This is a genomic window from Duganella sp. Root198D2 (assembly GCF_001428585.1).
Classification (GTDB): domain Bacteria; phylum Pseudomonadota; class Gammaproteobacteria; order Burkholderiales; family Burkholderiaceae_D; genus Rugamonas.
This window is the reverse complement of record NZ_LMIC01000023.1, coordinates 159,088-174,122: the sequence shown is the minus strand read 5'-3', so window position 1 is coordinate 174,122 and position 15,035 is coordinate 159,088. Positions and strand designations below refer to the sequence as shown.

At 64.7% G+C, this 15,035-nt stretch carries 9 protein-coding genes; 5 read left to right on the top strand and 4 right to left on the bottom strand.

The genetic code is table 11. The features are described from left to right. Window positions 1–172 precede the first annotated feature (172 nt). Window positions 173–1,834, bottom strand: coding sequence for an alpha-L-fucosidase (locus ASE26_RS18490; RefSeq protein ID WP_055923832.1), 1,662 nt, complete (start codon window positions 1,832–1,834; stop codon window positions 173–175). Between the two features lie 26 nt (window positions 1,835–1,860). After that, window positions 1,861–3,345, bottom strand: a complete 1,485-nt coding sequence (locus ASE26_RS18485; protein ID WP_057246708.1) for a tryptophan halogenase family protein — start codon at window positions 3,343–3,345, stop codon at window positions 1,861–1,863. Between the two features lie 159 nt (window positions 3,346–3,504). Here ASE26_RS18485 and ASE26_RS18480 point away from each other — a divergent pair, with 159 nt between their 5' ends. Further along, window positions 3,505–5,502 carry a glycoside hydrolase family 2 TIM barrel-domain containing protein gene (locus ASE26_RS18480; protein ID WP_082591409.1) on the top strand — a complete coding sequence of 666 codons (1,998 nt, stop codon included), beginning with the start codon at window positions 3,505–3,507 and terminating at the stop codon, window positions 5,500–5,502. Window positions 5,503–5,506: 4 nt separating this feature from the next. Here the strand turns inward: ASE26_RS18480 and ASE26_RS18475 are convergent, their stop codons facing one another. Beyond that, window positions 5,507–7,090 (bottom strand): beta-xylosidase, encoded by a 1,584-nt coding sequence (locus tag ASE26_RS18475; protein ID WP_057246707.1) that lies wholly within the window; start codon window positions 7,088–7,090, stop codon window positions 5,507–5,509. 181 nt (window positions 7,091–7,271) lie between these two features. Here ASE26_RS18475 and ASE26_RS18470 point away from each other — a divergent pair, with 181 nt between their 5' ends. The 3 genes from ASE26_RS18470 to ASE26_RS18460 are packed head-to-tail and all read left to right on the top strand — an operon-like array spanning window position 7,272 to window position 12,164. After that, window positions 7,272–8,171, top strand: coding sequence for an alpha/beta hydrolase (locus tag ASE26_RS18470; protein ID WP_082507035.1), 900 nt, complete (start codon window positions 7,272–7,274; stop codon window positions 8,169–8,171). A gap of 10 nt (window positions 8,172–8,181) precedes the next feature. Continuing rightward, window positions 8,182–10,521 carry a glycoside hydrolase family 31 protein gene (locus tag ASE26_RS18465; protein ID WP_055923846.1) on the top strand — a complete coding sequence of 780 codons (2,340 nt, stop codon included), beginning with the start codon at window positions 8,182–8,184 and terminating at the stop codon, window positions 10,519–10,521. Continuing rightward, window positions 10,518–12,164 (top strand): family 43 glycosylhydrolase, encoded by a 1,647-nt coding sequence (locus tag ASE26_RS18460; protein ID WP_057246706.1) that lies wholly within the window; start codon window positions 10,518–10,520, stop codon window positions 12,162–12,164. Before ASE26_RS18465 ends, ASE26_RS18460 begins: the two co-directional genes overlap by 4 nt. Here the strand turns inward: ASE26_RS18460 and ASE26_RS18455 are convergent. Continuing rightward, window positions 12,161–12,994: a galactose-1-epimerase gene (locus tag ASE26_RS18455; RefSeq protein WP_229208178.1), complete on the bottom strand. Its 834-nt coding sequence runs from the start codon at window positions 12,992–12,994 to the stop codon at window positions 12,161–12,163. The two genes, ASE26_RS18460 and ASE26_RS18455, sit on opposite strands and share 4 nt — an antisense overlap. 343 nt (window positions 12,995–13,337) lie before the next feature. Here ASE26_RS18455 and ASE26_RS18450 point away from each other — a divergent pair, with 343 nt between their 5' ends. Continuing rightward, a complete protein-coding gene (locus tag ASE26_RS18450; RefSeq protein WP_055923852.1) occupies window positions 13,338–15,014 on the top strand; it encodes a sodium/solute symporter in 1,677 nt (558 codons plus the stop codon). Window positions 15,015–15,035: the final 21 nt, after the last annotated feature.

Below are 15,035 nucleotides of genomic sequence, written 5' to 3'. Positions count from 1 at the left end.
AGACGGCGCGTGCTGTTTCGCCGCTTTGCGCGGCAAGAATTCGAATTTTCATTGATATCTCCATTATCTGTTTTATAACCTCTGGCGGGCAAACCATTCTGCCTTCGGCTGCACCCGGCGGCAATTGTGAAAATCACCAATACAACAAACGAAAATCTGTAATCCCGCCCTGTCAGGTGATCTTCAGCACGTTGGCGTAGGCCAGCGCAGGTTTGTGTGCCGGCAGCGTCACCTGCAAACCGTCGGCGCCCTGGCGGAAAGCCAGCGGGCGCCCGCTGCTTGCCAGCTCAATGCGCGCAATGCGTTTTTTCAGGTACGGCGTTGCAGCGCGCAGCGTCTTGATCAGCACCTTGCCATCCTGCGGCCAGCCCATCACGAAGGCATACACCGCATCGCCCTTGGCGGTGAAGCGGATATCGGCCGCCGAGAACGGCTTGCCCTTGCCTTCGTTGAAGCCCGCACCGGACACCGGTGCGGCTGCGTCTTCCATCACTGGGCCTTCACCAAACACAGTCCAGGGGCGCGTGTCGTAAATTGCCTCGCCGTTGCGCGCCATCCAGCGTCCGATTTCCTCCACAATCGCGGTCTCCTGCGAGTCGATGGTGCCATTGGCGCGCACCGGAACGCTGAGCAGAAGGTTGCCGTTCTTGCTGACCACGTCGATCAGGGTGTGCACCACGGCCTGCGCGCTCTTGTAGGCGCGGTTATCGTAGATGCGCCGGTCGTAGTGCCAGCTGCCGATGCAGGTGCAGGTCTGCCATGGCAATGCCTCAATCTTGTTACTCTGGCCGCGCTCGATGTCCCATACCATGCTGCGGCGCTGCTGTTCATTCAGGATCTTGCCGTTGACGACAGCTTCCAGCTTGCCCTTGGTGGCAATGCTGCGGTTATACATGTGGGCCGCAAGGCGCAGCCCGACATCGCTGAACGGATACAAAGGCAGCACGGTATCGTCGTAGTACACCAGGTCCGGATCGTAGGTATCGATCAGGTCGCGCGTGCGGTCGAAGAATTTGTCGCAGTAAGCCTTGTCCGGAATCGCGGCTCCTCCACCCCAGTGCCATTGTTCGTTGTTCACGCCGCCGTCGCCTTCCGCCTTGCTCAGCGGATGGCGCTGTGCATACAGTGCTTGCGGGTCGATCCCTTCCCACCACCTTCCCAGGCCATCGAGGCGCGTCAGGTTGCCGTCGTAAGGGATGCCGGCATAGGGACCGCTCTTGTCCGAACGCTGCGCCAGTTCATACCAGGTCCAGGCATGGGCGGCGTGCACACTGACGCCGAAACGCAGGCCGTTGGCGCGGGCTGCCTTGCTCCAGCCTGCGATCAGGTCCTTGCCCGGTCCGATCTTTGTCGAATTCCATTCCGGCTGGTAGCGGCTGCTGTAGGTGTCGAAGTTGTCATGGTGGTTGGCCAGGGCGACAAAGTACTTCGCGCCTGCTTTCTTGTACAAGGCGACCAGACCGTCCGGATCCCATTTTTCAGCCTTCCATTGATGGATGACGTCCTTGAAACCGGCTTGCGAAGGGTGGCCGTACTTCTGCAGGTGATTGCGGTAGGCGTCGCTGCCCTCCTCATACATCAGCCTGCCGTACCAGTCGCCGAACTCCGGTGCGCATTGCGGGCCCCAGTGGGCCCAGATGCCGAACTTGGCGTCGCGGAACCATTCAGGTACCTGGTATTGGTCCAGCGATTCCCATTCCGGCTTGAACGGCCCGGAGGCGATCGGGGTCGCGGCGCCCGGCGCCAGGGTGTCGGCCGCAGCGCGCGCCACGCCAGATAGTGCGGCTGCAGGCACGGCGGCTCCCATATGCTTCAATAAGTCTCGTCGTTTCATCAAACTTCCTATAAACAGCGTCTCGGTCAGCGTGCCAGCACGCTGTGCAGGTAATCCTGGTGGCTCGGCATGGTTGCGACGGTGGCGGCGATGCTGTCGCGCCGCATGCGCAGGGCGCGCAAGGCATCTTCGTGCGGCATTTCGTGCAGCGAGGGATCCGCGCGCTCGGGCCAGTGGCCCATGCCCGCGTGGATCGCCAGCCAACTGGTAGCGTCGAAACCTTCCTGGTCGTACTGGTGCAGGGCGCCGGCCTGGCGCCATGCGTGGATTTTGAAAGCCAGCGTCTCCGGCAATTCCATGCTCGCCATATCGCGCCAAAGCTGGCTGTCGCGGCGAGCCGTCAGGCAGTAGTGGAGGATGATGAAGTCGCGGATACGCTCGAACTGGCGCCGCATGCCGGCGTTGTAGGCGGCCACGGCTTCCTGGCCGGGGCGCGCGCCGGCCAGCAGCAGTTCGATCAGTCGTCCCAGGCCGCTCTGGACCAGGAAGATGCTGGTCGACTCCAGCGGTTCGAGGAAGCCGGAAGACAGGCCGAGCGCCACCACGTTGTGCACCCAGAACCGCTCACGGTGCCCGGCGCTGAAACGCAGCAGGCGCGCGTCGGCCAATGCTGCGCCGTCGAGCTGCTGCATCAACTGTTCCCGCGCCCGTTCTTCGTCGATGTAGCGGCTGGCGAACACATGGCCATGCCCGGTACGGTTGCTCAAGGGGATACGCCATGCCCAGCCCGCTTCCAGCGCGGTACAACGCGTAGAGGGCGTCAACGCCGCACCATTGCGCGCGGACGGGCAAGCCCAGGCCCGGTCCACCGGCAGCCAGCGGCTGAAATCGACGTAGCGCTCTTCCAGCGCACGCCCGAGCAGCAGCGAAGCAAAGCCCGAGCAGTCGGCGAACAGGTCGCCTTCCACCACGCGGCCGTCGGCAAGCGCCAGGTGGGCGATGCCGCCGTCGGCACGGCGCACCGCGTCGACGATACGGCCTTCGCTGCGGCGTACGCCGCGCTGCAGCGCCATCGTGCGCAGGAAGGCGGCGTACAGCGCAGCGTCGAAATGGTAGGCGTAATTGAACTGCCGCCCGTCGCCGGGACCGGGGGCCATGAAACGTCCCTGGCTGGCCATCACGCTGGGCAGGCATTGCCGGTCCAGCGCACCCAGCTCCGCCTCGCCGAGGCGGCGGTGCTGGCCCCACAGCGCATACGGGCCGCTCAGTCCACCGAAATCGCCGAAGGTATGGAAGTATTTCGCTCCCGCTTCGCGCCAGTCGCGAAACTCGATGCCCAGCTTGAAGGTGCCGTCGGTGGCGCGCAGGAATTGCGCTTCGTCGATACCGAGGATTTTGTGGAAGGCACGGATGGAGGGAAAGCTTGCCTCGCCAACGCCGACAATGCCGATTTCCTCCGATTCAACCAGCTCGACCGTGCTGACCGGGAAAGCGGTCGCCAATGCGGTGGCTGTCATCCAGCCGGCCGTTCCGCCGCCAACGACCACGATGCGCTTGTATGCGGTATTCATCCTCGTCCCCTTCGCGATCTCGTGTGTGGATCGACTCTTTATGCGTCTGGATTGTGCAAGTGGCCACCGGCCTTCGCAATTGTGAAAACTACCAAGTCGCACAATGAAATCTTGCAGGGCAATTGAACTGCGGCGCACTGCGGTGGACAATGCGGCGCTATGAAACCGACCCTCGCATTGATATCGTGCGCATTGCTTGCGCCGCTGGCCGCCGCCGCACCACCGCGCGAAGCGATTGCGCTTGATGCGGATTGGCTTTTCCACAAGGTTGGCGACCATGGCTGGCAGGCGGTCACCCTGCCCCACAGCTACGGCGCCTACCGCGGGCCCGCCTGGTATAGCCGCACGCTGCACCTGTCGCGCGTGCGCAACGGCCAGCGCCATTTCCTGGAGTTCGATGGCGCCCTGCTGGTAACGGAAGCCTGGATCAACGGCCAACAGGCAGGCCGGCACGCAGGCGGCTTCGCCCGTTTCCGCTTTGACGTCACAAACCTGCTTCGGCAAGGCGACAACACGCTGGTGCTTCGCGTCGACAATGCGCCTGATGCCGCCGTCGCGCCGCTGGCCGGCGACTACACGCTCTCCGGCGGGCTCTATCGCAAAGTCCGCCTTGTGGCGACCAGCGATCTCCATTTCGACATGCTTGACTACGGCGGCCCGGGCGTCTACTTCAAGCCCTATGCCATCTCACACGAAACGGCATCGCTGGCCTGGACCGCACGGGTGCGCAATGACCGTGATCGCAGCGCGCGGGCCGTCGTCACCACGCGGCTGCGCGATGCCGGCCAACGGATCGTCGCCAGCGCGCGCAAAACCGTCGAGCTGCCGCCCCGCAGCGCGGTGGAAATCGATTTGCAAGCGGTGCTGCCGGCACCGCACCTGTGGCAAGGGACATCCGATCCCTACCTGTACACCAGCGAAGCCGAACTGGCCGAAGAAGGCGGCGCCGGGGCCAGCTTGCGCGACCGGCTCTCATTTGCAGCCGGCATCCGCGATATCCGGCTCGATCCCGAGCGCGGCCTGCTGCTCAACGGTGCGAGCTACCGGGTGCATGGCGTCAATGTGCACCAGACTTCGCTGCCCGGCAAAGGCATCGCCGCTTCCGACGCGGACATCGACGCCGACTACCGTATCCTGTCGGAACTCGGGGTCACCGGCCTGCGCTATGCGCACTACCAGCATCCGCAGCGCGGCTATGACCTGTCAGACCGTGCCGGATGGCTGGTGTGGACCGAACTGCCCCTGACCGCCGCCGTCAACGGCTCGGATGACTTCCTTGCCAACAGCACGCAGCAGCTGCGCGAGCTGGTGCGCCAGAACAGCAACCATCCTTCCGTCATGCTGTGGGGTCTGGGCAACGAGATTTACCAGAGCGACGCGGCGAGCGCGCGCGTATTGGCAAAGCTGCAGCAAATCGCACATGAGGAGGACCCGAGCCGCCCGACCGCCTACGCCAATTGCTGCGCACCGATCGATGGCCCGCAGGCGTCGCACACCGATGCCGTCGCTTCCAACGTCTATTTCGGCTGGTACGACGGACAATTCGCCGACCTGGGCCCCTTCCTTGATGCCAACCGCACGCGCCGCCCGGCAACTGCGCTGGCCATCAGCGAGTATGGCGCGGGCGCCAGTGCACTGCAGCAGGAAGACCCGCCGCGACGCCCGCAGCCGGGCGGCCGCTGGCACCCCGAGCAGTACCAGGCGCTGTACCACGAGGCGGCCTGGCCGCAGCTGGCGGCGCGGCCCTGGCTCTGGGCCAGCTTCGTCTGGGTCGGGTTCGACTTCGCGTCGGCAGGCCGCAACGAGGGCGACACCCCGGGATTCAACGACAAGGGCCTGGTCAGCTTCGACCGTACGATCAGGAAGGACGCCTATTTCTGGTACCAGGCCAACTGGGCGACGCAGCCAATGGCCTATATCACCTCGCGCCGCCACGCCCTGCGCACCCAGGCTGCCACGCAGGTCAAGGTGTACAGCAACCAGGCCAGCGCGCGCCTGCGCCTGAACGGCGTCGACCTCGGCCAGCGGCCGGTGGCCGGCCACATCGCCACCTGGCAGGTGGAACTGGCCGAGGGCGCCAACCGGCTGCAAGTCTCGGCGGGCGGCGCCGCCGATTCCGTTGAATGGACTTTCCGGCCGGCGCCGCCGGCGCGCTAGCGCTTCAGCGCTTCCCCACCGGTTCCAGCGTCAGCAGCACCACGTCATTGCTGCGCATCGGTACGGTGAGCGAGAAACTGCCCGACTTGCCGATGCTGACTTCGCGCACCGTTTCCGGCGCGTCGCTGGTCAAGGCCGTGAGCTTGTCCAGCTGCTCCGGCGTCAGCTTTTCCGGCATGCCCATTTCAATGTAGGCCGTATGGGCATCGTTGGCGCGGAAGCCGGTGCGGTGCACCTGCACGCGATACTTGCCGGGCTTGGCGTGGCGCACCGTGAACGCCAGCGGCGCGGACGGCGTGGCCGGCAGCACCTTGGTGAAGAAGGAACGGTTGCTGACCGCCTGTTGCGGCTGCTGGAAGTCCCAGGCCACGGCGCGCATCGCCTTGCCATCGCTGGCCGCCATCACCTGCCCGTCGGCCACCGGAATTTCCTTGCCGCTCAAGGCGTGCAGGTATTTGTACGAGAAATACGGACCCTTGCGCACGCCCTGTGGCGTCATCAGGCCGAAGCCGCCGTCGAATGGCCTGGTCTGCGGCCCGGGTTCTTCGAACAGGTCGGTGTAGGTCCAGTAGCTCATGCCTTGCGCCAGGCCCTTGGTCCCTTTCAGCTTGCTCAGGATGTAGGCCGCGCCGATATAGGAGTCGTGCACCTTGTCGCGCGGGTTGTAGCTGGTACTCCATTCGGTGAAGTACAGCGGCAGCTGCGGGTACTTCGATGCGGCGATCTGCTGGCGCACCTTGCGCACGTCGCCGATGATGGCATCGGGCGATGGCGACAGCTTGGTGTCCTCCACGCCCTTCTCGTCCAGGAAGCCGCTATCGACGCCGTAGGTATGGGTGCTTACGAAATCCACCGCCGCGCCGCTGCTGGCCACATGCTCGAGGAACTCGGGCACCCAGGCCGCGCCGGCAGTGGACGGACCGCCTACGCGCAGGGCCGGATCGATGGCCTTGATCGCCTTGGCCGAGACGTCGTACAGTTCGAAATACGCCTTCTGCTCGGCGCCCTCCCAGAACCCGTCGAGGTTCGGCTCATTCCAGACTTCAAAGAACCAGCTGCGCACTTCGTCCTTGCCATAGCGCTGCTGGCAGTGCTGGACGAAGGCCGTAACCAGGTCGCGCCAGCCACTGAGCTCAGGGTGCGAGGTATTGCCCTCCCAGTAGAAAATCCTGGCGTTCGAAGTGGCCAGCGCCTGGGGTGTGAAGCCCAGTTCGACGAAGGGCTTGATATTGCGCGCCAGCAGGTCGTCATACAGCTTGTCGATGCCGCTCCAGTCGTAGACCAGCTTGCCGTTTTCCTTCTTCACGGTCTGCAGCACGTCGTGGAAGATGGCGTGGAAGCGGATGTAGCGGAAGCCGGTTTCGTCGACCAGGGTCTTCAACTGGGCCATGCTGTCTGCACGCCGCAGGGTGCCCGGATAATCGGAGCCGATCGACAGATCGTAGAAACGGTCCAGCGACTGGCCGGCTTTCGCAGCGTCCAGCACAACCTGGCGCTCCGCCGCCTTGGCGGGCGTGGCGGCATTCGCCGCGCTATTCGATAGACATGCCGCGCCCAGCGCGGCCAGGCAGATGTGTTGCAGCTTCATTCGGTCGGACTCCTGTTGTTTCTGGTTGTGCGAGGCATGCTATCACCGGGCATTCGGACTGGGAATGTGGCCGCTGCCGCTTGCGGTAAATCATTCTGCCGGTCGGTGATTTTCATAATTGCAGCGCCACGGCCAGTCTGCAAAGATGGCCTGGTTTGTCAATTCCCGGAGAATGCAACCAATGCGATCATGGATCCTGGCCCTGCTGTTCATGGCCGCCAACAGCGCCCTTGCGCAAACCAGCGTCATACCGGTCTGGCCCGATGGGGTCCCCAACGCGCGGCCGCAGGCCGGCCCGGAACGCGCCGACGGCGAGCGTATCAGCAATGTCAGCCAGCCGACCCTGGCGCTGTATCCGGCTGCCCTGGACCGCCCGACCGGCACGGCCGTCATCATCTGCCCTGGCGGCAGCTACCAGTTCCTGTCCAATACGCGTGAGGGCCAGCAATACGCACAATGGCTGTCCAGCCTTGGCATCACCGCCTTCGTCCTCAAGTACCGCCTGGCCGATTACGGCCATCCGGCTCCCTTGCAGGACGTCCTGCACGCGATCCGCCTGGTGCGCTCGCAGGCGGCAAAATACGGCATCGCACCGGACCGCATCGGCGTCATGGGCAGTTCGGCCGGCGGCCACCTTGCCGCCAGCGCCTCCACCCTGTTCAACCATCCGGCGGGAAGGGCCGGCGATGCGCTCGACCCTGTCAGCGCACGCCCCGATTTCGCCATCCTGATGTATCCCGTGATCAGCATGCAAGCGCCGGCCGTCCACGCCGGCTCGCGCGACGCACTGCTCGGCCCCAGGCCGCCGGCCGCACTGGTGCAGCTGATGTCGCTCGAGAAGCAGGTCAGCGCGGCTACGCCGCCCACCCTGCTGATCCACTCGCAGGACGATGGCCTGGTGCCGGTCGACAACAGCATCCTCTACTTCCAGGCCCTGACCCGCGCCAAGGTGCCGGCTGAAATGCTGGTCTTCGAGCACGGCGGCCACGGCATGGCCATGCGCACCGGCAACGGCACTGCCTCCAGCTGGACCCGGCGCGCCGAAGACTGGCTGCGCGACCGCAAACTGATTTCCCAATGAAGGAGTTTTGATGAATGTGCATTGCAAACGCACGGCCCTGGCCGCTGCGCTTTCCTTGACCGGCCTGGGCGCCGCCCACGCAGCGCCAATCGCTACCCTTGACCGCAACGGCGCCTGGGTCTCGGTGGAGGCCTATGGGCCGAACGTGCTCCACATCACCATTGCGGCCGACAAGGCCGAAGCACTGAAGGGTCCGGGATTTGGCATTTTGCCGCAGAACGCCGACAATTCGGCCTTCCGCCACAGCAGCGGAAAAGATGGCGACAGCTTCGCCTCGGCGGCGCTGAACCTGCGCCTGCCGCCCGCCCCGCAACCGCGCGTGCCAAGCCAGATGGAAAAGTACTTCGCGCCGCAGCTGGCGCCGGTCGGCCTGCAGGTACGCAACGCCAAGGGCGAGCTGGTGCTCGACATGACGGGCTGGGAGCTGGCGCCGCACACGGTTGCCGGCGAAAAGACCTACCAGGCCGGCGCCAGCTTCAGCGCGCCTGCCGACGAACATTACTACGGCATGGGCCAGAACCAGGAATCGACCGGCCCGCTCGACCTGCGCGGCCGTGTGCTCGACTGCAAGCACTGGTACGATGCACCGGCCGGCGAGACGGTCTGCGTGCCGTTCATGGTGTCCTCCAAGGGCTACGGCATTGTCTGGGACAATGCCTCGGCGACCCGCTTCATCGCCGGCGTCAACGGCCGTACCGCCTTCCAGTCGAACGTCGGCGAGCGTGTCAGCTTCTTCGTCATCACCGGCAGCACGCCGGAAGAAATCTATTCGGGCTACGCGCGCGTGACCGGCAAGACGCCGATCCCGCCCAAGGCTGCTTTCGGCCTGATCCAGTCCAAAGCGCGCTACGAAAGCCAGCAGGAAATCCTCAGCGTGGCGAACACTTACCGCCAGAAGAAATACCCGCTCGACATCATGGTGCTTGACTGGTTCCACTGGACCCGCATGGGCCAGCTCGATATCGATCCGGCGCAATTCCCCGCCCCGGCGGCCATGAACAAGGAGCTGCACGAGCTGGGCATGCAGTCGATCGTCTCGGTCTGGCCGCGCTTTGAAACCTCGGGCCGCTATTTCAACGAGCTCGATGCCAAGGGCTACTTCCTGAAGGACAAGGACGGCAAGACCGTCGACGGCCTGCCGTTCCGCTCCGACCGCGTGGGCGCCCTGATCGATGCCACCAACCCGGCCGCGCGCCAATGGTTCTGGGAGCGCATGCGCGACAATATCCTGTCGCAAGGCTTCGACTACCCATGGCTCGACGAAACCGAGCCGGACCTGGTACCGGACGGCTATTTCTATTCGATCGGCTCCGGCGACCGCTACCACAACCTGTTCCCGCTGCTGCACACCGAAGGCGTACACCAGGGCATGCGCGCCTGGAAGCCGAACAAGCGCGCCCTGATCCTGTCGCGCGCCGCCTACCTCGGTTCCCAGCGCACCGGCGCCCTGTTCTGGTCTTCCGACATCAACCCGTCGTGGGAAGCGCTGGCGCGCCAGATCCCGACTGGCCTGAACATGACCGCTTCCGGCATCGCCTACTGGGGCAACGATATCGGCGGCTGGCAATGGCTGCCGCAGTCGACCCGGGCCACCAGGCAGCCGCTGGTCGACCCGCGCGGCGGCGAAGAGACCATCGGCCAGAACCACGACTATCCTGAACTGCTCACACGCTGGTTCCAGTACGGCACCTTCCTGCCCACACTGCGCCTGCATGGCGACCGCAAGCATGCGGAAATCTGGGCCTTCGGCCAGCACGCCGAAAGCATCATGGCGCGCTACGACCGCCTGCGCTACCAGCTGATCCCTTACATCTACAGCCAGGCCAAGGCGACCTGGGACAATGGCGCGCCTTTCATGCGCCCGCTGTGGATGGACTTCCCGCAGGACCCGAACGTCGCCAATATCGGTACCGAATACATGTTCGGCCCGGCCTTCCTGGTGGCGCCGGTGACCGAGCAGGGCCAGACCGAAAAGGATGTCTACCTGCCCGCGGGCAGCGACTGGTACAACTTCTGGACCAATGAAAAACTGGCTGGCGGCCGCTGGATCAAGGTCGCGGCACCGATCGAGCAGATCCCGGTCTTCGTGCGCGCCGGCTCCATCGTGCCGCTGGGCGCCGAGATCCAGTCGACCGCCACCAGGCAGGCAATTGCCGAGATCAAGGTCTATCCGGGCAGGGACGGCGAATTCACCCTGTATGACGACGATGGCGTCTCCTACGACTACGAAAAAGGCAAGGCCACGCTGGCCAGGCTGAAATGGGACGACAGCGCCGGCCGCCTCACCGTCAGCGGCGACGCCGACTTGTCGCGCAAGGCGCCAGGCATCACCAGGGTGGCAGGAAAATGAGGCGCGACAGCAAACCAGCCGATCCGGCGCGCCGCCGCGGCCTGCTCAAGCTGGCCCTGGCCGGGGCCGGGGCCGCGGCAGCCCCCTTGGCGCCGCTGGCCGGCGCCGCCGCCGCCGGCGTGCCGGCATGCCCGCCGGGCGCGCCGCGCCCGCCGCAGCCAGCCTACGGCATCGAGGGGCAACGCAAGGCCGACTCAGGCAATGGCATGTTCATGAATCCGATCGTGCCCGGCGACCATGCCGACCCCACCATCCTGAAGGACGGCGACGATTACTACATGACGTTTTCGTCCTTCCTGTCCTACCCCGGCGCCGTCATCTGGCATTCGCGCGACCTGCTCAACTGGGCTCCCATCTGCGCCGCCCTGAGCCAGCCGATCGGCAACGTATGGGCGATGGACCTGGTCAAGCACCAGGGGCGCTACTTCCTGTACATCCCGGCCGGCGACTCGATCCACGTCATCCATGCCGACAATATCCGCGGCCCGTGGAGCGATCCGGTCGACCTCAAGCTGCAAGGCTGCATCGACCCCGGCCACGCGGTGGGCGAGGATGGCAAGCGCTACCTGTTCTTCAATGGCGTGCGCCGCGTCGCCCTGTCCGACGACGGCCTCTCGACAGCCGGAGCGCTGGAAAAAGTCTATGAGCCCTGGCGCTACCCGGAGGACTGGGTAGTCGAGATGTTCGCGCCGGAAGGCCCCAAGCTATTCCGGCGCGGCGAATGGTTCTACCTGGTGACTGCCGTCGGCGGCACTTCCGGCCCGCCCACCAGCCATATGGTGACCGCGGCGCGCTCGCGGTCCATCCATGGCCCCTGGCAGGACTGCCCGGCCAACCCGATCGTACGCACCCGCAGCGCAGACGAACCGTGGTGGTCGCGCGGCCACGCCAGCGTCTTCGAAGGACCGGGCGGCGACTGGTGGATGATCTACCACGGCTATGAGAATGGCTTTCGCACACTGGGCCGCCAGGCCTTGCTGGAACCGGTCGAATGGACCAGCGACGGCTGGTTCCGCGCACGCGGCGGCACCCTGTCCAGGCCCCTGCGCAAACCCAGGGGCGGCCAGCTCTCGCCTGCCGGGCAGGCGCTGTCGGACGACTTTTCAAGCAACCGCTTCGGCGTTCAATGGAGCTTCTTCGCCCCCGGTGCCGATGAAATGCTGCGCGCCCGCTACGACGGCAAGGGGCTGGTCATCAAGGGCAAGGGCAGCTCGCCCGCCGACTGTTCGCCGCTCACCTGCATCGTCGGCGACCGCGATTACGAAGTGTCGGTGGTTCTTGATATTTCAGAAGGGGCGCAGGGCGGCCTGCTGCTGTATTACAGCCAGCGCGCCTTCTGCGGCATCGGTTTCAGTCCGGCGCAGATGTTCACCTACCAGTGCAGCGAAGAGCAAAGCTGGATGCGGCAAAACGTCGCCGCCGGCACCATCCACATCCGGCTCACCAACCGCAGCAACGTGGTGACTTACCATTACTCGCGCGACGGCGCAGCGTGGGTCAAGCACCCGTGGCAGATGGAAGTCTCGGGATTCCACCACAACGTGTTCGGTGGATTCATGAGCCTGAAAGTCGGCCTCTACAGCGCCGGCAGCGGCGAAGTCCGGGCGCGGCAGTTTTCCTACCGCGGCCTGACGCCTGCCTAAGCCTCCAGCGACAGCCGGTAGACCGAGGTCTGCCGGTACACCTGGCCGGGCAGGACCATCATGTTCGGCCAGGCGGCGCTTGCCAGCTCCGGGCGCGAGCGCGCTTCAAGGGTAAAGCCGCCCAGCGGGCCGGCGCAAAACTGCATCGCCGCTTCAGTGGTATACACCTGCAGGCAGCGCCCCGACCCTGGATCGACGACACGGGCCACCTTGCGCAGCGGACCCTGGCCGCCGGCAAAATGGTCGCGCACGAAGAAACAGTGGTCGAAGCCGGCCCGTCCGACCAGCTGGCTATCGGGCCAGCGCAGGCGCGCACCAATCGGCGCCGGCTGGCGGAAGTCGAAGGCTGTGCCGGCCACGGCGGCCACTCCGGCCGGGGCGCCATTGGCATCCGCTTCGACGTAGTAGTCGGCGTCGATCTGCAGCATATGGTCGCCCACGTCGGCCATGCCGCCGTTCAGGTTGAAACAGGGATTGGATGCCGTTTCGAGCGGGGCCAGCGCCATGGCTACCACCTCATGCTCCACCGTCAGGCTGCCATCGTCGTCCAGGCGGAACCTGGTCATCTGGGCCAAGGCATCGCCATCCCCCATGCGCAACAGCTGGACGCCGCCATCGGCGTGGCGTCCTTGCCACAGTGCCATGCCGGCACTGCGGCCGGGCGCCTGCAGCACATCCGCCATCCGCCCGTAGCGGTCCGGCGCACGCCAGGCCCACAAAGCGGCGCCGCGTTCGCTGACCGTGACCACCATATCGTTGGCGTTCCTGAGTGTAAACAAGCGGTATTCGTCAGCCTCTGACGCTGCGCCGGAAAAATGTTTCGTCATCATTGAAAAATCGGGCTCCCTGTGCACACTTCGGCACCATGCCATTCTGCAATCCGGCGCATGGCGATTCAATTACTAAAATCACCAAGGCCCGGAACGATTCTGGCGAACTGTCGTTCCGGGTGGCCTGCAAGCGCCGGGATTGGGCAATAATGCCAGCGCAGCGGAGCGGAACCGCATGAGAATTCCGACCCATATGCAATCCGATATAGCTGCATGCAAAAGTGTTATTGGAAATGAGAGGCGGCTATCGCCTACGATTTCCGGATATCGATTCGAAAAAACGGGGGACGGCGCACAGTCCACGCGCTCCCGCCCAGAGACAACCCCACTTTGTGAGCACCGCATGAGTACCTTTTCAACCCTGGACTTGATTGTCTTCCTGATTTACTTCATCGCCGTGGCCGGTTACGGCATCTGGATCTACCGCCGCAAGCAAAGCAGTTCCGGCCAGGCTTCGCACGACTACTTCCTGGCCGAAGGCTCGCTCACCTGGTGGGCCATCGGTGCTTCGCTGATTGCCTCCAACATCTCCGCCGAACAGTTCATCGGCATGAGCGGCTCGGGCTACAAGATCGGCATGGCGATCGCCGTCTACGAACTGATGGCGGCCGCCACGCTGGTCATCGTGGCCGTGTTCTTCATGCCGGTGTACCTGAAGAACCGCATCTATACCATGCCACAGTTCCTGGAACAGCGCTACGGCAAGGCGGTTGCCACCACCATGGCCCTGTTCTGGCTTGGCTTGTACGTGGTGGTCAACCTGACCTCCATCCTGTACCTGGGCGCGCTGGCGATCTCCAGCCTGTCAGGCATCGCCCTGCTGCCCTGCATGCTGTTCCTGGCCGTGTTCGCAGCCATCATCACCCTCGGCGGCATGAAGGTGATCGGCTATACCGACGTGGTGCAGGTGGCCTGCCTGGTGGTCGGCGGCCTGGTCACCACCTGGCTGGCGCTTGACCTGGTGGCTGGCCTGGCCGGCAAGCATGGCGCGATGCATGGCCTGTCCGAACTGTTCGGCGCGGCACGCGGCCACTTCGACATGGTGCTGAAACGCGAAGACCCGAACTACATGGACCTGCCGGGCCTGTCGGTACTGCTGGGCGGCATGTGGATTGTCAACCTGAACTACTGGGGCTGCAACCAGTACATCACCCAGCGCGCCCTGGGCGCCGACCTGCCGACGGCGCGCAAAGGCCTGCTGTTCGCCGCCTTCCTCAAGCTGCTGATGCCGGTCATCGTGGTACTGCCGGGCATTGCCGCCTACGCCCTGGATAAATCCGGCGCACTGGGCGATGCCATGCGCCAGGGCGGCGAGCTGAATCCCGACCGCGCCTACCCGGTCCTGCTCAACCTGCTGCCATCGGGCCTGAAGGGCGTAGCCTTCGCCGCCCTGACCGCTGCCGTGGTGGCCTCGCTGGCCGGCAAGGCGAATAGCATTGCCACCATCTTCACCCTCGACATCTACAACAAGAACTTCAACAAACAGGCCACCGAGCAGCGCATGGTGTGGATTGGCCGTGTCAGCGTGGTGGTGTCGATGGCGCTGGCCGTGCTGATCGCGCCAATGCTGGGCATCGACAAGAAAGGCGGCTTCCAGTACATCCAGGAATACACCGGCTTTGTCTCGCCTGGCATCCTGGCCATGTTCCTGATGGGCTTCTTCTGGAAAAAGACCACGCAGGGCGCAGCCATGTTCGCCACGGTCGGCGGCCTGGCCGGCTCCATCCTGCTGAAGTTCCTGCCGACCATGATGGACCTGTCCTTCCTGCTGCCGATCGGTTTCGCCAAAGTCACCGAGGCCGGCGTTGCCGAGATTCCTTTCCTGGACCGCATGTTCATCGTGTTCTGGTTCGTGATCGCCGGCATGGTCCTGCTCAGCAAGCTGGCCGAAGCCAGGCGCGACGGCGTCATCAAGCACCTGCACGTCGACAGCTCGATGTTCCGGGTTGACGGCGCCTTTACCGTCGGCTCGGCCATCATCGGCGTGGCGCTGGCTGCGATTTACGGTTCGCTCTGGTAACCGCAAGCCGAACTGCAGCTG

Bases quoted from the DNA above. Each gene is read 5' to 3' on its own strand.
- ASE26_RS18490 (WP_055923832.1), bottom strand. From the start codon at position 1,834: ATGAAACGACGAGACTTATTGAAGCATATGGGAGCCGCCGTGCCTGCA.
- ASE26_RS18485 (WP_057246708.1), bottom strand. From the start codon at position 3,345: ATGAATACCGCATACAAGCGCATCGTGGTCGTTGGCGGCGGAACGGCC.
- ASE26_RS18480 (WP_082591409.1), top strand. From the start codon at position 3,505: ATGAAACCGACCCTCGCATTGATATCGTGCGCATTGCTTGCGCCGCTG.
- ASE26_RS18475 (WP_057246707.1), bottom strand. From the start codon at position 7,090: ATGAAGCTGCAACACATCTGCCTGGCCGCGCTGGGCGCGGCATGTCTA.
- ASE26_RS18470 (WP_082507035.1), top strand. From the start codon at position 7,272: ATGCGATCATGGATCCTGGCCCTGCTGTTCATGGCCGCCAACAGCGCC.
- ASE26_RS18465 (WP_055923846.1), top strand. From the start codon at position 8,182: ATGAATGTGCATTGCAAACGCACGGCCCTGGCCGCTGCGCTTTCCTTG.
- ASE26_RS18460 (WP_057246706.1), top strand. From the start codon at position 10,518: ATGAGGCGCGACAGCAAACCAGCCGATCCGGCGCGCCGCCGCGGCCTG.
- ASE26_RS18455 (WP_229208178.1), bottom strand. From the start codon at position 12,994: ATGATGACGAAACATTTTTCCGGCGCAGCGTCAGAGGCTGACGAATAC.
- ASE26_RS18450 (WP_055923852.1), top strand. From the start codon at position 13,338: ATGAGTACCTTTTCAACCCTGGACTTGATTGTCTTCCTGATTTACTTC.